We start from the raw sequence: 18,688 nt of genomic DNA, 5'->3' as shown, positions 1-18,688 counted from the left end.
TTCTCAGTCGCCCCGCGTGCCGAAGACGATCTCGTCCCAGCTGGGAACACTTGAACGCTTCGGCCGGGACGGCTGGCGTTCAGGTTCGTCCCGGTCCTGATCGGCGCGGGACGCCCCCTGGCCAGGCTGCGGCCGGGTTCCGTCCAGGCGGCTTCCCTCCAAGCGGTTCCCCTCCAAGCGGCGGCGGGCATTGCCGCGGCCCAGGAGTTCGTCCAGGCCCGGGTTGGCAGGCGACGGGCGGCCGGTAACCGGGCCCGGAGAGTGCGCCGCGGGCGAGTTGGGCTCCTCGGGCTTGGCCGGACCAGGGTCGGTGGAAGCGATGGTGCGGCCGGGCACGATGGTGATTTCCCGCGTGTTGGTACTGACGCCATCGTGAAGCTTCAGCGAGTCGTCGTCGGCATCCTCATGCCGGGGCACCAGGTTGAGACGGGAGACCATCGAGGGCCGGCCATCACGCCGCCGAGCCAGGGTGAACTCTGCCGCCGCAGCCTCGGCGTCGTCGTCGTTCTCCCCGGTTTCCGGCTCCGGATCCTGTTCCGCACTGTCATGTACCGAGTCATCGGGATGCACGGAATCATTCGACGGCCAGGAACCATCGGCCGGCGATTCCGGCCCTGTGCCTGCAGGTGGTTCCTCTGCCCGCGGGTGGGCGGCCGGAACACCGTTTGCGAGCAGCATCGCCAGGGCGTCGTCGCTGTCCTCATCCACGCCAAGCCGCTGGCCGCGCCGTGAACGCAGCATTTCCAACAGTCCGTCCGGGTCCTTCTGCTGGTCTGGGCTGCCCAGGCCGCTGCGGGCTGCTGCCTCCGCGTCGGTCTCGAAGTCGAAAGGCCTGTCGGACACGGCGGACAGCCGGCGGGCAGGAACTGGCCCGTCCAGCGGTTCCAGCTCACTCAGTTGCTGGGCCCAACGGTTCGCGTTCTGCAGGGACTTGCGGGTGGGGTTGAACGTCCACACCGCGGGAGGTTCTTCACCGATGCTCGCGTGGCCACCGGCGGCGGCTTCAAATTTGGCCACCACGGTCCAGGTGCCATCCGGCCGGCGCCATGAGTCCCACTCCAGCGTTGTGGACTGGATGCCGTGGGCGGTGAGCCGGTGGGCCACCATGTCGCCGAGGGTGGCGGGGTTGTCGCCGAAGGCCGACCGGTAGACGTCGTGCCCCGGGGCCGGGGAAGCGACCTCCACCTTCTGGGCCTGCTGGGCGATGTACGCGCGTTCGGCGAGGACCGGCCCTTCGTACCGCTCCACCTTTTCCTGCGGCATGCCGCAGGCGGCGGCAACCTCCGCAGCGGTGGAGCCGCTGCGGATCTTTGCCTGGATGTCGCGGGGAGACATGGGAACGGGAGGGCCGGCGGACGGGCGCGCGGAAGGCCGGCTGGCGGCCAGCCTGAGCGCCTCGTTGATCGGCAGCCGGAACATCGCGCCGGCGGTACCGCTTAACAGGAGATGCTCCCCGTCGTCGTGGACGCCTACAAGCCGTAGATCCTGCATACAATCCTCCACCCTGGCATTACTATCATTCGAAACTCTGCCACCCCGCACCATCTTTTCCCGTTAGGGCAGAGGGCGCGCCGCGAAATTCCGGGAGTTTCGGGCTCTTGGCGGAGGCCGGGGAGAGGCGTTGGATCCGGCTCTGGCTTTTCCGCGCGTCGTGGAGAAAAATGTGCGCGTACCGGGCACAAACCGGGTTCGCCCGGCGTTGTCCCGGATGAATCATTCGAGCGATTCAACGGAATGTGAGCAGCAGGCCATGGCGACTGATTACGATGCGCCGCGAAAGTCTGAAGAGGACCTCAGCGAGGACTCGATTGAGGAGCTCAAGACCCGCCGCGCCGAGAAACCGACGGCAGTGGTGGAGGAAGACGAGTCAGACCTCGCCGAAGGCTACGAGCTGCCCGGAGCCGACCTGTCAGGTGAGGAGCTGCTTGTTCGCGTGCTGCCCGCCCAGGCGGACGAGTTCACGTGTGCCTCGTGCTTCCTGGTCCGGCACCGCTCCCAGATCGCCCGGGAAAAGAACGGGCTGCTGTACTGCCGCGATTGTGAAGGCTAGGCGCGATTGTGAAGGCTGGGCACGGCTGTGAACGTTGGGCGCGATTGTGAGGGCTGGGCGCGGCTGTGAACGTTAGGCGCCGTTGAGGGCAGCGACGAGTTCCTCCGGACGGCGGGTGGAGGTCAGCCAGTAGGGCGTCGGGTCCGACGGGTCGGCGATCTCGATCCTGACCACCGGGTCAATCCATCCCCGGATGCACAGGTAGGCCAGTCCGTTCAGTCGAGTTCCGCGCTCCGCCGTCGCTTCTTTGCCGCGGTACGCCGCGGCCCCGCCGGTCAGGCTGCGTTCGATGCTGGCCCGGCCCACCTGCAGGGTCCGCGTGGTCACCGTCACCGACGGCGTGGACAGGACCAGCAGCACTGCCTCGATGGCGAACAGCACAGCGGCTGCCGTGAAGCCTGCCGCCAGGCTGATGGGGGCGAAGACCAGGATGCCTGCTGATGCGATCCCGACCGCGACCACCCAGATCCACGCGCCAGGCCACAGCTTTTCGGAGAAAACGACGGTTTCGTCCGGTGAAGACGGGTTGCGGGCAGGGACGGCGGCGCTTGATTCGGGCATGCCCACAAGCTTAGTGGCCAGCAGGAGAGCCTACTGCAATAGGAGGAGCCAGAGCGCGGACGATAGAGTGTGGGACTGTGACTGACGAATCTACGGCCATGACATCCCTCTCCCAGCAAGCCCCCCCGACTGCCACTGCGCAGCCGCCCAGGGCGGAGTTCGGAGCACCCACCGTACAGGTGCAGCTGAAAATGCTCGACGACGGCCTGGAAGCGCCGTCGTACGCCCACCCCGGTGATGCCGGGGCGGACCTGCGCGCCCGCGAGGACGTGGTGCTCGAGCCGGGCGAGCGCAGGCTCGTCCCTACAGGTGTAGCCATCGCCCTGCCGGACGGTTTTGTAGCCCTCATCCACCCCCGTTCAGGCCTCGCCACCAAACACGGGCTCACTGTGGTGAACGCCCCCGGAACCGTCGACGCCGGATACCGCGGGGAGATCGCGGTGACGCTGCTCAACACCGACCGCGAGCAGGCCATTGAACTGCGGCGCGGCGATAGAATTGCACAGATGGTGATCCAGCGCGTGGAGCACGCGCAGTTCGTCGCCGTGGGGGAGCTGAACGACTCTGTCCGCGGTGCGGGCGGGTTCGGCTCCACGGGCGGGTTTGCCGTTCCGGGCACGTAACGGCACACCAACGGCTGGGCCGCACACCCGTACTTCGGGGCGCGCGACACGATCACAACTAAGGAGACAACGCATGGTTTTTGGGCGGGGCAAGAAAGCCAAGAGGCAGGAATCGGCAGAACTGGAGGACGTCCAGCCGGACGCCACCCCTGATCCGGCCGAGAACGCTGCGGACGACCGCAGGGCCAACGGTCCCTTCGACGTCTCCGAGATCAGCAGCCGCGACGGCTATGTGGACCTCGGCGCCCTGCTCATCGCCCCGCGCGAAGGACTTCAGCTGCGGCTTGAAGTCGAGGAAGCAACCCAGCGCGTCGTCGCGGTGACCATGGACCTTGAGGGGTCAAGCCTCCAGCTGCAGGCGTTCGCCGCACCCCGCTCCGAAGGGCTCTGGGACGAGATCCGGGAGCAGATCGGCCAGTCTGTTGGTGGCCAGGGCGGCCAGGTCGAGGAAATCCCGGGGGACTACGGCGTCGAACTCGTGGCCAAGCTCCCGGCCGGTGCCCCGGACGGCAGCCAGGGTTACCGCGTCGCCCGCTTCGTCGGCGTCGACGGCCCCCGCTGGTTCCTCCGCGGCGTTTTCGGCGGGGAAGCAGCGCTGGACCGTGAAGCGGCCGCCGGTCTCGAAGACCTGTTCCGGAAGATCGTGGTCATCCGGGGCGAGAACCCCATGCCGCCGAGGGACCTGCTGCAGCTGCGCCTGCCCAAGGACGCTTCCGGACCCGTGCCCCCCGCAGCGCCGGACCTCCAGCAGCCCGAGCGCGGGCCGGAGATCACCCAGATTGGTTGATCCAGGCCGCCCGCAGGACCAAGCGGTACCCATCCGCGGGCTGCCGGAGCGCGGGCGCGCCCTGTGTCACGGATTCATCGAATCGGTGACCTACGCGCCCCCCTCGGAGGTGGCAGCCTTCGCGGCCATTGTCTCGGACCACGACACCCTTCCCGCGGAGGGGCGCGGGCGGCTGCGTGTCATCTGGCTGGGCCGCCACCACATTCCGGGGATCAACGCCGGGACGGAACTCAAGCTCGAAGGCATGCTAACCGTAAAGGAAGGCATGCCCACCATGTTCAATCCCCGCTACGAGATACTGTCCCGCCAGGAGAACCAATGACTTTGCCTGAGAACCCCGATTCGGGACCGGGCCGCGAAGAACCCAAGCCCGCACCCGAAACCCCGGGTTTTGCAGGGCTGGCCGAGGACTACGCGTCCAAGGCAGGGCTGCACCGCACGCACGACGGCCGCATCGACGTCCTGAAGAGCGCCGGCGGCTACCAGGGAATCGCCGAGAGCATCCTGCCCGGCCTCGTCTTCCTGATCGCCTTCACCGCCACCACCGCGCTCACGCCGTCGCTGATAGCCGCGCTGGGTACCGCAGCCGTCTTCACCGTGGTCCGGCTCGTGCAGCGCCGCCCCCTGACCCAGGCGCTGGCCGGCGTCGTCGGTGTGGGCATCTCAGCCTGGCTCGCCAATACGACGGGCAAGGCCGAGGACTTCTACCTCCCGGGATTCCTGACCAATTCCGCCTACATCGTGGCGATGGTCATCTCCATCGCCGTGCGCTGGCCGATCGCCGGCCTGCTGTTCGGATTCATCCGGAACGAAGGCCTGGACTGGCGCAAGGACCCGGCCCGAGTCCGCGCCTACCGGCTGGGCACCTGGATCATCGTCGGTGTGCTGGCGCTGCGCCTGCTGGTGCAGGTTCCCCTGTACCTGATGGGTCCGGACGGGCTGGCGGCGCTGGCCACCACCAGGCTCATCATGGGCGCACCGCTGTACATCCTCGGCGTGTGGATCGCCTGGCTCGTCACACGGCCTGCGGCAACGACCGACGGTCAGCCATCGAAGCCGTCGTCATCCACCTGATCTGTCCGGGCCAGTTGATCTGCGGCTGCCGGCGCCCCGACCGCGGCCGCGCCGCCCTGCGCCGGGCTGCCGGACTCCTGCTGTCCGTCGGACGGCTGTCCCACACCTGACGGCTGCCCCTCACCTGACGCCTGGCGTTCAGCTGACGCCTGCCCTTCACCTGAACTGGGTGACAGCAGCTCGCGCAGCTGGTCTTCGGCCGCGATGGTGGTGACGAAGAACAGTTCGTCGCCGCCGTCGATGACGTCGTCCCGGCTGGGTGTGATCGGTGCCTGGTCCCGCAGGATGGCCACCAGCGTGGAGTCCTCGGGCCAGTCGATGGCACCCACCGTGAGGCCGATGGCGTGGGAGTCATGCGGCACAGTGAACTCGACGATGGAGGACACACCTGTCTGCAGGGTAAGCAGCCGCACCAGGTCGCCGATCTCCACGGCTTCCTCCACCAGCGCCGTCATGAGCTGCGGTGTGTTCACCGCAACGTCCACGCCCCAGGAGTCGTTGAACATCCAGTCGTTCTTCGGGTTGTTCACCCGCCCCACTGTGCGCCCGATCCCGAATTCGGTCTTGGCCAGCAGTGAGACGACGAGGTTCACCTTATCGTCGCCGGTGGCGGAAACCACCACGTCAGCGTCCTCGAGCTTGGCGTCCTGCAGGGTGCTCAGTTCGCACGCGTCGCCCACCAGCCAGTGCGCCCCGCGCAGGCCGCTGCGCCCGATCACTTCGGGCTTGAGGTCAATGAGCAGGATCTCGTGCTTGTGCGCCAGCAGCTCGCGGGCAATCGAGGAGCCAACGCTTCCGGCCCCGACAATGACGACTTTCACTTAGGACTCCTTGGCGGGTGCTTTGGCGAGGATGTGGGCGACTTCGGACGTGCGGTCCACCCGCAGCATGGCATGCACCGTGTCGCCGTCCTGGTAGGAGGTGCCCGCGGCGGGCAGCATCCCCTCGCCGAACCGGGTCAGGTAGGCCACCCGGACGTCGGCCACCTTTTCGATGGAGGAGACCGGATGGCCCACCCATTCCGGATGCAGGTCCAGCTCCGCCAGCACGAGGCGGCCGGACGGGTCGCGGAAGTCCCCGGCGAGGTGCTGTTCGGGAAGGATGCGGCGCAGGACCTGGTCGGCGCTCCAGCGCACCGCGGCCACCGTGGGGATGCCCAGACGCTGGTAGATCTCGGCGCGGCCGGGATCGTAGATGCGGGCCACCACGTGCGGCACATGGAATGTCTCGCGGGCCACCCTGGTGGCCAGGATGTTGGAGTTGTCGCCGCTGGACACGGCTGCGAAGGCATAGGCGTCCGCAACGCCTGCCTGCTTCAGGGTGTCGCGGTCAAAGCCGACGCCGGTGACTTTCCGGCCGGTGAAGCCCGAGCGGAGGCGGCGGAAGGCGCGGTCATCCTGGTCGATGATGGCCACCGAGTGGCCGGCATCCTCGAGCGTATGCGCCAAGGTGGCCCCAACGCGTCCACAACCCATGATCACGAAGTGCGCCACGCGTTCTCTCCTCAACTGTTCGCCGACTGCTCCGTAAGACTCTACCGCCGGAAACCTGCCATGACATCGCGTGCGAATCAGACTAACTTTGTGTGGTGCTGACAATTCTGAATGCCGCGAAGCGCGTGCTGGTGGGAAGGCCCTTCCGGAACGACAGGATGGCCCACACACTCCTGCCGAAGAGGATCGCGCTCCCCATTTTCGCCTCGGATGCCTTGTCATCCGTTGCCTACGCCCCCGATGAGATACTCCTCACGCTGGCCCTGGCCGGCGTGAGCGCGGTGACCATTTCCCCGCTCGTCGGCCTCGCCGTCATGGTGGTCCTGCTCACGGTGGTGGCGTCCTACCGGCAGAATGTGCATGCCTACCCGTCCGGCGGCGGTGACTACGAGATTGCCAACGAGAACCTGGGTAAGTACGCGGGACTGACGGTGGCGTCTGCCCTGCTGGTGGACTACGTCCTGACCGTCGCCGTGTCCATGTCCTCGGCGGCCACCTACCTCACCACTGCCATCCCGTCTCTGCATGGACAGCAGGCACTCATCGCCACCATCGGGGTTGTGATCCTGGCGCTGGTCAACCTGCGCGGCATCAAGGAGGCCGGCAGCGTCTTCGCGGTGCCGACGTACATCTTTATGGCCTCCATCCTGGGCATGACCGTCGTCGGGATCTTCCAGGCCGTGACCGGCCAGCTGGGCAAGGCCCCGTCGGCCGCGTTCACGATCGTCCCCTCACCCGACTTCGACCAGGGACTCGTAGGCCTCGCCGGCGCGTTCCTGTTGCTGCGCGCTTTTTCCTCCGGCGCCGCCGCCCTGACCGGTGTGGAGGCCATCAGCAACGGCGTGCCGAACTTTCAAAAGCCCAAGAGCAAAAACGCGGCCACCACGCTGCTGCTGCTTGGCATCATTGCCTCGGCAATGCTGGCAGGGATCATCTACCTGGCCAACGCCACCAAGGTGCACATCGTGCTGGACCCGGCCACCGAGTTCCTGCTTAACGGCCGACCCCTGCCCGAGGGGTACATCCAGAACCCGGCCATCAGCCAGATTGCGCAGACCATCTTCGGCAACGGCTCCATTCCGTTCTACATCGTGGTCGCGGCCACCGGCGTCATCCTGGTGTTTGCCTCCAACACCGCCTTCAACGGCTTCCCGGTGCTGGGCTCCATCCTCGCCCAGGACGGCTACCTGCCCCGGCAGCTGCGCACCCGCGGCGACAGGCTCGCCTTCAGCAACGGCGTGCTTGCCCTGGCAGCCGGTGCCCTGGTGCTCATCCTGTCGTTCAACGCGGATGTAACCAAGCTCATTCAGCTATATATCGTCGGTGTTTTCATCTCCTTCACGGCCAGCCAGCTTGGCATGGTCCGGCACTGGGGCCGGGAACTGAAACTGGCAAAGGACAAGGCCGTCAAGCGCCGGATGATCAAGTCGCGGACCATCAATATGATCGGCTTCGGCATGACCGCGCTGGTGCTGGTGATCGTACTTATCACCAAGTTCGAGCAGGGCGCCTGGATTGCGCTGCTCGCCATGTTTGTTCTGTTCCTCATCATGTGGAGCATCCGCGCCCACTACGACAACGTCGCCAAGGAGCTGGCGGTCGACGAGGACTCCTCGCCGCGCGCCCTGCCCACCCGCGTGCACGCTGTGCTGCTGGTGTCGCATGTCCGCAAGCCCGTCCTCCGGGCGCTGGCCTATGCGCGGGCTTCCCGGCCGTCGCGGCTTGACGCGATCACCGTGGACATCAACGCCGAGGAAACAGCACACACCCTCGCCGACTGGGAGAAACTGGAGATCCCGGTTCCGCTGACCATCCTCGCCAGCCCGTACCGCGAGACGGTCACGCCGATCATGGACTACATCAAGAACATGCGCCGGGACTCGCCCCGCGACCTCATCGTGGTCTACATCCCCGAGTACGTGGTGGGCAAATGGTGGGAGCAGCTGGTGCATAACCAGACAGCCCTCCGCATCAAGACCCGGCTCCACTTTGAGCCGGGCGTCATGGTTGCCAGCGTTCCCTGGCAGCTCAAATCATCCGAAGAAGCCAAGAGACTGCAGGACATTCAATGAGCCCGGACACCCAGACCACCTCCACCGGACTCGAACTGGTGGTCGACGTCGGCCCCGTGGCCCACGGCGGACACTGCGTGGCCCGGCACGAGGGCCGCGTGGTCTTCGTCCGCCACGGCATCCCGGGGGAGCGGGTGCGGGTCCGGCTCACCGACGCCGAAGAGAAGGCCAAGTTCTGGCGCGCGGACGTTGTGGAAGTCCTGGATGCTTCGCCGGACCGGGTGCCGCACTTCTGGCGGACCGCCGACTCCGCCAGTTCCTGGGCGCACGGGCGCCCGCCGGTCGGCGGCGCCGAACTCGGCCACGTTTCCCTGCAGCGCCAGCGGAGCCTCAAATCGGAGGTGCTGGCCGAACAGCTTAGGCGGCTCGCCGCCGTCGAACTTTCCCCGGACGTGGAAGCGGTCGGAGCAGCAAGTTCCGGAATGACGGACGACGGCGGGGCCGGACTTGGGTGGCGCACCCGCGCCAGCTTTGGCGTCACCAAGAACGGCCGGCTTGGCATGCACGCCCACCGCTCCGACCAGGTTATCGCTGTGCAGGAGATGCCGCTGGCCGTCGATGGGATCAATGCCCTGCGGCTATGGGATGTGGACCTCCAGGGCATCGAGCGGGTGGAGGTGGCGGCACCCGCCAACGGCTCGCGGCCGCTCGTGCTGCTCGCTCCGGCCCCCGGGACCCGCGCCAAACGGCTGAACTCCATAATTTCCCAGCTTCCGTCGGACGTGTCCGTGGCCAGCTACGACCCCCTCAAGAATGAAACCCTGCAGCTCCGCGGCCGGACCTGGGTGCAGGAATCAGCAGCCGGCCATGACTACCGGGTCACGGGTGCGGGTTTCTGGCAGATCCACCGGGACGCGCCGGAAACCCTGGTGGGCGCCGTCACCGGATTCCTGCACGACGGCGGGTTCCTGGAACCCGGCGCCGCAGTGGCCGACCTGTATGCCGGTGCTGGCCTGTTCACCGCCCCGCTGGCCGACGCGGTGGGGGAGACAGGGTCTGTGCTCTCGGTGGAGGGCGCGCCCGGCACCAGCCGGGATGCCCGGAAAAACCTGCACGGTGCTCCGCAGGTGGAGATTGTGCAGGGCAAGGTGGAGCGGGTGCTCCGCCAGCGGCCGCGCCAGTTCGACGCCCTCATTCTCGACCCGCCGCGAGCCGGCGCAGGCAAGGCTGTTGTCAGCCAGCTCATTGCCTCGAACCCCCGCGCCATTGCCTATGTTTCCTGCGACCCGTCGTCGTTCGCACGCGATATTGGTTACTTCCAGCAGGGCGGCTGGCAGCTGTCCGGTCTGCGGGCCTTTGACCTTTACCCGCACACGCACCATCTCGAGACCGTCGCGCTGCTGACTCCCCGCGGGTGATGCAACTACTATGGGCGATGTAGCCCCCGTCGCGCCCGTGTTCCCGGCTGACCATGCAGTTTGATGCGACCGGCACTAATTAGGGTGTCCTAACTAGCAAGCGGTCAACCGCGCGACAAAGATGAAACTGTTGCGAGAGGAGTCCTGCGATGAGCACTGTGGACAGCTTCGGTTCAAAAGGCAAACTTGATGTTGCCGGAACCGAATACGAAATTTTCCGGTTGAACTCCGTTGAAGGTTCAGAAACCCTTCCGTTCAGCCTTAAGGTACTGCTTGAAAACCTGCTGAGGACCGAGGACGGCGCGAACATCACCGCCGATCACGTACGCGCCCTGGCAGGATGGGACCCGAATGCCCAGCCCGACACTGAAATCCAGTTCACGCCCGCCCGCGTGATCATGCAGGACTTCACTGGTGTCCCCTGCGTGGTGGACCTTGCCACCATGCGTGAGGCTGTCAAGGAGCTCGGCGGTGATCCGAAGAGGGTGAACCCGCTGGCCCCGGCCGAGATGGTCATTGACCACTCCGTCCAGATCGACGTTTTCGGTAACTCCGGCGCACTGGAGCGCAACATGGAGATCGAATACCAGCGCAACGGTGAGCGCTACCAGTTCCTGCGCTGGGGCCAGACCGCGTTCGACGACTTCAAGGTCGTCCCGCCGGGAACCGGCATCGTGCACCAGGTCAACATCGAATACCTGGCCCGCACCATCATGACCCGCACCGTTGACGGCGCGCTGCGCGCCTACCCCGACACCTGCGTCGGCACCGACTCGCACACCACCATGGTGAACGGCATGGGCGTGCTCGGCTGGGGCGTCGGCGGCATCGAAGCCGAGGCGGCCATGCTCGGCCAGCCGGTTTCCATGCTCATCCCGCGCGTGGTTGGCTTCAAGCTCAGCGGCAGCATCCCTGCCGGTGCCACCGCCACCGACGTCGTGCTCACCATCACCGAGATGCTGCGCAAGCACGGTGTTGTGGGCAAATTCGTGGAGTTCTACGGCGAAGGCGTTGCCGCGGTGCCGCTGGCCAACCGGGCCACGATCGGCAACATGAGCCCCGAGTTCGGCTCCACGGCTGCCATGTTCCCGATCGACGACGTCACCCTCGACTACCTGCGCCTCACCGGCCGGCCCGAGGAGAACGTCGCCCTGGTGGAGGCCTACGCCAAGGAGCAGGGCCTCTGGCACGATCCGTCCCGCGAACTGCGCTTCTCCGAGTACCTCGAACTGGACCTCTCCACCGTGGTTCCCTCGATCGCCGGCCCGAAGCGTCCGCAGGACCGCATCGAGCTGACCGAGGCCAAGGACGAGTTCCGCCACGACCTCAAGAACTACGTCACCCACGACGCCGACGCCGGCTCGCTGGATGAGTCGCTGGAGGAATCCTTCCCGGCTTCCGACCCGCCCTCCTTCACCACCGGCGCCACGCACGTGACCGACAGCGACCGCGTTCCGCCGAAGTACTCCGCCGCGCACGGTGCCGAGGGCCGCATCTCCAGCCCCGTCGCCATCAAGATGGAGGACGGCCGCGAGTTCGACCTGGACCACGGAGCGGTGACCATCGCCTCGATCACCTCGTGCACCAACACGTCCAACCCGTCGGTCATGCTTGCAGCCGCCGTGCTGGCACGCAACGCCGTGAACAAGGGCCTCACCGCCAAGCCGTGGGTCAAGACCTCCGTTGCCCCCGGTTCCAAAGTGGTCACCGACTACTACGAGAAGTCCGGCCTCACCCCGTACCTGGAGAAGCTCGGCTTCTACATCGTGGGCTACGGCTGCGCCACCTGCATCGGCAACTCCGGCCCGCTGGAAGCCGAGATCTCCGAAGCCATCCAGGCCAACGACCTCGCCGTCAGCGCCGTGCTCTCGGGCAACCGCAACTTCGAAGGCCGCATCAACCCGGACGTCAAGATGAACTACCTGGCCTCCCCGCCGCTGGTCATCGCCTACGCCCTGGCCGGTTCCATGGACTTCGACTTCGAGACCGACCCCCTGGGCAAGGACGAAGCAGGCAACGACGTCTTCCTGAAGGACATCTGGCCCAACCCTGTCGAGGTCCAGGAAGTCATCGACTCCTCCATCGACAAGGAGATGTTCGCCAAGGGCTACGAGGGCGTCTTCGAGGGCGACGACCGCTGGAAGGCGCTCGACACCCCCGCCGGTGACACCTTCGCCTGGGATGAAAAGTCCACGTACGTCCGGAAGCCCCCGTACTTCGAGGGCATGAAGGCCCAGCCGGAGCCCGTCCAGGACATCGCCGGTGCCCGCGTGCTGCTCAAGCTCGGCGACTCCGTCACCACGGACCACATCTCCCCGGCCGGTTCGTTCAAGTCCGACACCCCCGCCGGCCAGTACCTGCTGGCCAACGGCGTGGAGCGCAAGGACTTCAACTCCTACGGCTCGCGCCGTGGCAACCACGAGGTCATGATCCGCGGCACGTTCGCGAACATCCGCATCAAGAACCAGCTCCTGGACGGCGTGGAGGGCGGCTTCACCCGCGACTTCACCCAGGCTGACGGCCCGCAGGCCTACGTCTACGACGCCGCTCAGAACTACCAGGCAGCCGGCACCCCGCTGGTGGTCCTGGCCGGCAAGGAGTACGGCTCCGGTTCGTCCCGTGACTGGGCAGCCAAGGGCACGGCACTGCTGGGCGTCAAGGCCGTCATCGCCGAGAGCTACGAGCGCATCCACCGCTCCAACCTCATCGGCATGGGCGTTCTTCCGCTGCAGTTCCCGGCGGGCGAGTCCGCTGCCACGCTGGGCCTGACGGGCACGGAAACCTTCGCTGTGGAGGGCGTCACCGCCCTGAACGAAGGCACCACGCCCAAGACCCTCAAGGTCACCGCCACCGCCGAGGACGGCTCCACCAAGTCCTTCGACGCAGTGCTCCGCATCGACACCCCGGGTGAAGCGGACTACTACCGCAACGGCGGCATCCTGCAGTACGTTCTGCGCCAGATCTCCGCTAACTAGCGGGATCCAGCCGGGCCAGGCCCGGTAAGCAGCGCGATGAGGCCCCGGCCGGTCAGCAGACCGGCCGGGGCCTGTGCGTTGCGGCCAGCACTGCCCCATGCGCTGGCACTGCCCCATGCGTTTGCGTGGAGGCGTTAGAGTTAATAGGCATGTCTACCAGCCGAAGGAGGGGCCGTTGGGACTCTTGGAGACCATCCGGAATCCGCAGGACCTGAGCAAGTTGGCCGCGGCGCAGCTGGATCAGCTGGCCGCCGAGGTCAGGGAATTCCTGATCGGCAACGTCTCCCAGACGGGAGGGCACCTTGGTCCCAACCTCGGCGTCGTCGAACTGACCATGGCGGTGCACCGGATCTTCGATTCGCCCCGCGACAGCATCGTCTTTGATACCGGCCACCAGTCCTACGTGCACAAGCTCCTGACCGGACGGCACGACTTCAGCACCCTCCGCCAGCAGGGCGGCCTGTCCGGTTACCCGGACCGTGCCGAGTCCGAGCACGACATCGTCGAAAGCTCCCACGCCTCCTCCTCGCTGTCCTGGGCCGACGGCATTTCACGCGCCCGCCAGCTGACCGGCGACGGCGACCGGTACGTCGTCGCCGTCGTCGGGGATGGCGCGCTGACCGGCGGCATGGCCTGGGAAGCCATCAACAACATCGCTGCGGACAAGAAGCGCCGCGTCGTCATCGTCGTGAACGACAACGGCCGCTCCTACGCGCCTACGGTGGGCGGCTTTGCCGACTATCTGGCGTCGCTGCGCCCCACCATCGACTCACTCCGCGCCGCCCCGGCCTACGAGGGCGCGCTGGACTGGTGGAAGAAGAGGCTCCAGAACGGCGGCCCCGCCGGCCAGTTCACCTACAAGAGCCTGCACGCCATGAAAAAGGGCATCAAGGACTGGTGGGCCCCGCAGGGCATGTTCGAGGACCTCGGCATGAAGTACATCGGCCCGGTGGACGGCCACAACCTCCAGGCCATGGAGCACGCCCTCTCAACGGCCAGGAACTATGCCGGGCCGGTCATCGTGCACGCCATGACCGAAAAGGGTCATGGGTACGCACCCGCCCGTGCCCATGAAGCGGACCAGTTCCACGCCGTCGGAATCATCGACCCCGAGACGGGCGAGCCCGCAGAAGCCGGCGGCGCGAAGTCCTGGACGTCGGTCTTCGCCGATGAAATCGCGGACATCGCCGACGAGCGTAAGGACATCGTCGGCATCACCGGCGCCATGCTCATCCCGGTGGGGCTGCACAAGTTCGCGGCACGGCACCCGGAACGCGTGTTCGACGTCGGCATTGCCGAACAGCATGCCCTCACCTCCGCCGCGGGCATGGCTTTCGGCGGGCTGCACCCGGTGGTGGCCGTCTACGCCACCTTCCTCAACCGTGCCTTCGACCAGCTCCTGATGGACGTCGCCCTGCACAAGGCCGGCGTAACGGTCGTCCTGGACCGCGCCGGCGTCACCGGCCCCGACGGCGCCAGCCATCACGGGATGTGGGACATGGCCATGGTCCAGATCGTTCCCGGGCTGCACCTGGCGGCCCCACGCGATGCCACCAGGCTGCGGGAGGAACTCCGCGAAGCCGTCGCGATCGAGGACGCCCCCACAGTCATCCGCTATTCCAAGGGAACCGTCGGCGCCGAGGTCGAGGCCATCGAACGGCTCGACGACGGCGTGGACGTGCTGTCCCGCCGCCCCGCCGGCTCCACGGAAAACGACGTCCTGATCGTCAGTGTGGGCGCCATGTCCGAGCTGGCCCTGAACGTCGCCAACCGGCTCGGTGCCCAGGGCATCAGCTCCACGGTCGTCGATCCGCGCTGGGTGCTCCCGGTCCGGAAGTCGATCATCGCACTGGCCGCCAGGCACCGCCTCGTCATCTGCATCGAGGACGGCGTCCGGGCCGGGGGAGTCGGATCGCGGATCCGCCAGGAGATGCGCGCCGCCGGCGTGGACACTGCCCTGAACGAGGTTGGACTGCCGGTCGAATTCCTGGACCACGGAACACGGAGCCAGGTACTGGAACGCGTAGGCCTCACCGCCCAGCAGATCACCCACGACGTCGTTGCCCAGGTTCTTGGGACCAAGGTCCCGTTCGCGCGTCCGCTGCCGGGCCAGGAACACCCCACCACCGGAAGCCTGCCCAAACTGTGAGGGAGCCTGATTCCCTGCAGCCAGGCGAACTGGTGGTGTCCCGGAACCGCAAGTGGGACGGCACAGCCCATTGGGTGGTGCCCGGCCGCTACCTCGGCGAAGACCAGCACGGCTGGTGGATCTTCCAGCCGGCCAACGAGTTCTGCTCCCGCCCCGGCGCCGCCTTTTACACCGCCTCCGACGCCGTGCTCCTCGTTCCGCGGACCGGGGAGTTCGTTGTCACCTTCTACGACGACACCTACCCTGGCGACTTCCGCGTCTATGTCGACCTGGCCACCGGCCACGAGTGGCACCGGATCAAGCCCGGCGTAACAGAATTCCATATGATCGACATGGACCTGGACGTCATCCGCTCGGTAAAGCGCGGCGTGTTCGTCGACGACGAGGACGAGTTCGCCGAGCACCGGCTCCGCATGGAGTACCCTGAGACGCTGGTGCGCGCCATGCAGGCCGAGTGCGACTCCCTGTTCCTGGCCGTCAAAGGCCAGGATGCGCCCTTTGACGGCACCGATACCACCTGGTTTATGAGAGGACGGGCATGAGCGGAATTATCCGGGTCTACAAGCGCGACGACGAGGGGACCCTGCTGTTCCGTGAAGCATGGTACGACGAGGACTACGGCCAGTTCGTCATGAACCACGGCGCCGTTGGCCACCAGAGCAAGACCCAGGAGACCGACGTCCCGGACGCCGAAGCCGCGGAACGGCTGATGGATGCCTTCGAGATGGCCTGCACCGAAGACGGCTACGCGGAAATTCCCGACGAGGAGCAGTACTGGGTGGTGGCCCAGTACGCACTCAAGACCAGGGAAGGCACCAGCCGCGACCGCTACCTCGAGGAGAAAGCCAAGGACGCACTGTCCGGCCACCTGGCCTGGCGCGGCCTGGGCATTGTGGATCGCTCCGAATTCGGCGACGCCAAGCTCAACATCTTCTGCCTCTGCCCGGACGTGAACAAGGCCGTGAACGCCATCAAGGTCTGCATCCGCGGCGAGGACCTCGACTTCACCAAGCTGAGCATCGGCGCCGCCCCCTTCAGCGACCTCTCGGCCCTGAAGCTCAAGCATTCACCCAAGCAGGTGACCAGCTTCACCCTCTGACCCAGCTTCACACCTAAGGCAGTTCAAGCACCTCAAGCAGTCAAAGCACAAGGGAAGGCAGAACGTCATGACAAAGAAGTCAGCCAAGCCGGGCCGCACGCCGCTTCCGCGGGGCCTCGCCTCGCCCGACCGCAGAATCCTTGCCCACTCAGGCGTGGAGTCACTTGAACAGCTGGCGCAGTTCGGCCGGCGCCAGCTGGCGGCGCTGCCGGGCATCTGCCCGCGGACCCTCGCCCAGCTCCAGGATGCGCTGGAGGAGCACGGCCTGGACTTCGCCTCCGCCTAAACGGGTCCTGCAGCCGGGTGCGCAACGGCCGGCCGCGAAGCGGGCCGGACCGGCCGGGGAGCTGCCGCCTGCGCCGTTATAGGGTGATTCCATGACTGAATACCGCCGTCTTGGAAAATCCGGACTGACCGTCTCCGTCGTGGGCCTCGGCTGCAACAACCTGGGCCGGGCAAACACGGTGACCGAATCGCAGGAGGGGACGGACGCCGTCGTGCATGCCGCCCTCGACGCCGGGGTGACCCTCTTCGACGTCGCCGACACCTACGGCCGCGAGCCGGGACTCAGCGAAACGATGCTCGGCAAGGCCCTGGGGGCCAGGCGCGACGACGTCGTGGTGGCCACCAAGTTCGGCATGGACATGCGCGGAGCCAACGGCGAGGACTTCGGTGCCCGCGGTTCGCGCCGCTATGTCATCCGCGCCGCGGAGGCCTCGCTGCGCCGGCTCGGCACCGACTACATCGATCTGTACCAGTTCCACACGCCCGATCCCCAGACGCCGATCGAGGAGACCCTCGACGCGCTGAACGACCTCGTCACCAGCGGCAAGGTCCGGTACATCGGCCACTCGAACCGTGCCGGCTGGCAGATCGCCGAGGCCGAATTCGTGGCCCGCGCCCGCGGCGGGGCCCGGTTTGTCTCAGCGCAGAACCACTACAACCTCCTGGACCGCCGCGCCGAGCAGGAGGTCACACCGGCCGCCGAAGCGTACGGGCTGGGCGTGCTGCCCTACTTCCCGCTGGCCAACGGCCTGCTGACCGGCAAGTACGCGCAAGACCAGGCACCGGAAGGCTCGCGCCTCAGCCACACGCGGACCAACCTGGTGCACGACGCCGACTGGCAGCAGCTGAAGGCGTTCAGCGCCTTCGCCGCCGCCAGAGACCTGACCGAGGTCCAGGTGACGTTCTCCTGGCTGGCGGCACAGCCGTCGGTCAGCAGCGTGATTGCCGGCGCCACCCGTCCGGAACAGGTCCGGCAGAACGCCGGGGCGGTTGCCTGGGTGCCGGACCGAGCCGAGCTCGACAAACTGGATGCCATCTTCCCGCAGACCCCCAAGGTGGCACTGTTCTGATGCCCTCCATCCTCATGGATGTTGACACCGGGATCGACGACGCCCTGGCGCTGGTCTACCTGCTGTCCCGGCCGGAGGTCCGGATCGAGGCCATCACGTGCACGGCGGGCAACGTGGGCGCCCGCCAGGTGGCGCTTAACAACCTCGCCCTGCTGGAGCTCTGCGGCCGGACAGGCATTGAAGTTGCCATGGGCGCGGAAGTGCCGCTGGAGATCCCGCTGGTCACCACCGAGGAAACCCACGGACCGCAGGGGATCGGCTACGCCGAGCTCCCGCTGCCGCAGCAGGAGGGTTCACCGCGGCATGCCGTGGACGTGTGGGTGGAAGCGGCCCGGGCACACCCAGGGGAACTCACCGGCCTCATCACTGGGCCGCTGACGAACTTTGCCCTGGCGCTGCGTGCTGAGCCTGACCTGCCCAAGCTGCTCAAGGGGCTGGTCATCATGGGCGGCTGCTTCAATTACCAGGGCAACACGACGCCGACGGCGGAGTGGAACGTGTCCGTGGACCCGCATGCGGCCGCGGAAGTTTTCGCCGCCTACAGCGGGCTTCCGGAGGAGAACCTGCCGGTGGTGTGTGCGCTCGAGACCACGGAGCGCATCGAGCTGCGGCCGGAGCACCTGCAGCGTCTCGCCGAGGCTGCCGGGGCAGAACCGGAACTTGTGCTGGCTGAACAGCCGGAGGGGCAGCGAAGCCGCTCGGACAACCCGCTCGTGGCGTGCCTGTCTGATGCCATGCGCTTCTACATGGAGTTCCACCGGCTCTACGACCAGGGCTTCATCGCGCACATGCATGATGCCTTCGCCGCCGCCGCGGCCATCGGGCGCACTCCGTACGGCACGCGGCCAGCCACAGTGCACGTGGAAACGGAGGCGCCCCGCCTGGTCGGGACCACCGTCGCCGACTTCCGGGGCATCTGGAAGGAGCCGTTCAACGCCAGGATCGTCACGTCGAACGACCCCGCGCAGTGCTTCGACGAGCTGATCTCATCGGTGGGCGCTCTGGCGGCCGGTATTGGGAAGCGGCCGCACCAGCCGGAGGCGTAGCACGGTGTGCCCGCAGGTCGGTAGGATGGTAGCCGCGCCGAGGTGA

General features: G+C 66.9%; 18 protein-coding genes. 14 read left to right on the top strand and 4 right to left on the bottom strand.

Translation table 11 applies throughout. The features are described from left to right. Positions 1 to 3 precede the first annotated feature (3 nt). Positions 4 to 1,491, bottom strand: coding sequence for a septation protein SepH (gene sepH, locus ABIE00_RS15300; protein ID WP_354261629.1), 1,488 nt, complete (start codon positions 1,489 to 1,491; stop codon positions 4 to 6). Positions 1,492 to 1,750: 259 nt separating this feature from the next. Between sepH and ABIE00_RS15295 the strand changes: the two genes are divergently transcribed. Further along, entirely contained in the window at positions 1,751 to 2,050 is a 300-nt protein-coding gene (locus ABIE00_RS15295; protein ID WP_331574786.1) for a DUF4193 domain-containing protein, read from the top strand. Positions 2,051 to 2,122: 72 nt separating this feature from the next. Here the strand turns inward: ABIE00_RS15295 and ABIE00_RS15290 are convergent, their stop codons facing one another. Continuing rightward, the gene (locus ABIE00_RS15290) at positions 2,123 to 2,611 is read right to left on the bottom strand and encodes a DUF3093 domain-containing protein (protein ID WP_354261627.1); all 489 of its coding nucleotides are present in this window, start codon (positions 2,609 to 2,611) and stop codon (positions 2,123 to 2,125) included. Positions 2,612 to 2,688: 77 nt separating this feature from the next. Between ABIE00_RS15290 and dut the strand changes: the two genes are divergently transcribed. The 4 genes from dut (at position 2,689) to ABIE00_RS15270 (ending at position 5,095) form a co-directional block, all read left to right on the top strand. Then, positions 2,689 to 3,234, top strand: coding sequence for a dUTP diphosphatase (gene dut, locus ABIE00_RS15285; RefSeq protein ID WP_354261625.1), 546 nt, complete (start codon positions 2,689 to 2,691; stop codon positions 3,232 to 3,234). A gap of 73 nt (positions 3,235 to 3,307) precedes the next feature. Further along, positions 3,308 to 4,021 (top strand): DUF3710 domain-containing protein, encoded by a 714-nt coding sequence (locus ABIE00_RS15280; RefSeq protein ID WP_354261623.1) that lies wholly within the window; start codon positions 3,308 to 3,310, stop codon positions 4,019 to 4,021. Positions 4,022 to 4,106: 85 nt separating this feature from the next. Beyond that, a complete protein-coding gene (locus ABIE00_RS15275; RefSeq protein WP_354261621.1) occupies positions 4,107 to 4,343 on the top strand; it encodes a single stranded DNA-binding domain-containing protein in 237 nt (78 codons plus the stop codon). Continuing rightward, positions 4,340 to 5,095 carry a DUF3159 domain-containing protein gene (locus ABIE00_RS15270; RefSeq protein WP_354261619.1) on the top strand — a complete coding sequence of 252 codons (756 nt, stop codon included), beginning with the start codon at positions 4,340 to 4,342 and terminating at the stop codon, positions 5,093 to 5,095. Before ABIE00_RS15275 ends, ABIE00_RS15270 begins: the two co-directional genes overlap by 4 nt. On the opposite strand, the gene ABIE00_RS15265 is transcribed toward ABIE00_RS15270, so the two are convergent. Both ABIE00_RS15265 and ABIE00_RS15260 read right to left on the bottom strand, forming a co-directional pair. Next, the gene (locus ABIE00_RS15265; RefSeq protein ID WP_354261617.1) at positions 5,065 to 5,916 is read right to left on the bottom strand and encodes a potassium channel family protein; all 852 of its coding nucleotides are present in this window, start codon (positions 5,914 to 5,916) and stop codon (positions 5,065 to 5,067) included. The genes ABIE00_RS15270 and ABIE00_RS15265 overlap by 31 nt on opposite strands. Next, entirely contained in the window at positions 5,917 to 6,588 is a 672-nt protein-coding gene (locus tag ABIE00_RS15260; protein ID WP_354261616.1) for a potassium channel family protein, read from the bottom strand. A 95-nt stretch (positions 6,589 to 6,683) separates the two neighbouring features. On the opposite strand from ABIE00_RS15260, the gene ABIE00_RS15255 reads away from it, so the two are divergent. The 9 genes from ABIE00_RS15255 to ABIE00_RS15215 all read left to right on the top strand — a co-directional run bounded on the left by ABIE00_RS15255 (position 6,684) and on the right by ABIE00_RS15215 (position 18,642). After that, positions 6,684 to 8,660, top strand: a complete 1,977-nt coding sequence (locus ABIE00_RS15255; protein ID WP_354263377.1) for an APC family permease — start codon at positions 6,684 to 6,686, stop codon at positions 8,658 to 8,660. Further along, complete coding sequence (locus ABIE00_RS15250) at positions 8,657 to 10,018, top strand: class I SAM-dependent RNA methyltransferase (protein WP_354261614.1); 1,362 nt, start codon at positions 8,657 to 8,659, stop codon at positions 10,016 to 10,018. Before ABIE00_RS15255 ends, ABIE00_RS15250 begins: the two co-directional genes overlap by 4 nt. A 149-nt stretch (positions 10,019 to 10,167) precedes the next feature. After that, entirely contained in the window at positions 10,168 to 12,993 is a 2,826-nt protein-coding gene (locus tag ABIE00_RS15245; RefSeq protein ID WP_354261612.1) for an aconitate hydratase, read from the top strand. 175 nt (positions 12,994 to 13,168) lie between these two features. Next, entirely contained in the window at positions 13,169 to 15,142 is a 1,974-nt protein-coding gene (gene dxs / locus ABIE00_RS15240; protein ID WP_354261610.1) for a 1-deoxy-D-xylulose-5-phosphate synthase, read from the top strand. Beyond that, positions 15,139 to 15,684 (top strand): DUF402 domain-containing protein, encoded by a 546-nt coding sequence (locus tag ABIE00_RS15235; RefSeq protein ID WP_354261608.1) that lies wholly within the window; start codon positions 15,139 to 15,141, stop codon positions 15,682 to 15,684. Before dxs ends, ABIE00_RS15235 begins: the two co-directional genes overlap by 4 nt. Next, entirely contained in the window at positions 15,681 to 16,241 is a 561-nt protein-coding gene (locus ABIE00_RS15230) for a hypothetical protein (RefSeq protein ID WP_331574773.1), read from the top strand. Before ABIE00_RS15235 ends, ABIE00_RS15230 begins: the two co-directional genes overlap by 4 nt. Positions 16,242 to 16,308: 67 nt before the next feature. Continuing rightward, complete coding sequence (locus ABIE00_RS15225) at positions 16,309 to 16,527, top strand: helix-hairpin-helix domain-containing protein (protein WP_331574772.1); 219 nt, start codon at positions 16,309 to 16,311, stop codon at positions 16,525 to 16,527. 91 nt (positions 16,528 to 16,618) lie between these two features. Further along, positions 16,619 to 17,596, top strand: a complete 978-nt coding sequence (locus tag ABIE00_RS15220; RefSeq protein ID WP_354261606.1) for an aldo/keto reductase — start codon at positions 16,619 to 16,621, stop codon at positions 17,594 to 17,596. Continuing rightward, positions 17,596 to 18,642, top strand: coding sequence for a nucleoside hydrolase (locus ABIE00_RS15215; RefSeq protein WP_354261604.1), 1,047 nt, complete (start codon positions 17,596 to 17,598; stop codon positions 18,640 to 18,642). Before ABIE00_RS15220 ends, ABIE00_RS15215 begins: the two co-directional genes overlap by 1 nt. Positions 18,643 to 18,688: the final 46 nt, after the last annotated feature.

Origin of the sequence: Arthrobacter sp. OAP107, assembly GCF_040546765.1 — a bacterium.
Taxonomy (GTDB): domain Bacteria; phylum Actinomycetota; class Actinomycetes; order Actinomycetales; family Micrococcaceae; genus Arthrobacter.
Note: the sequence above shows the minus strand (reverse complement) of the source record. Positions and strands in the feature narration are given on the sequence as shown.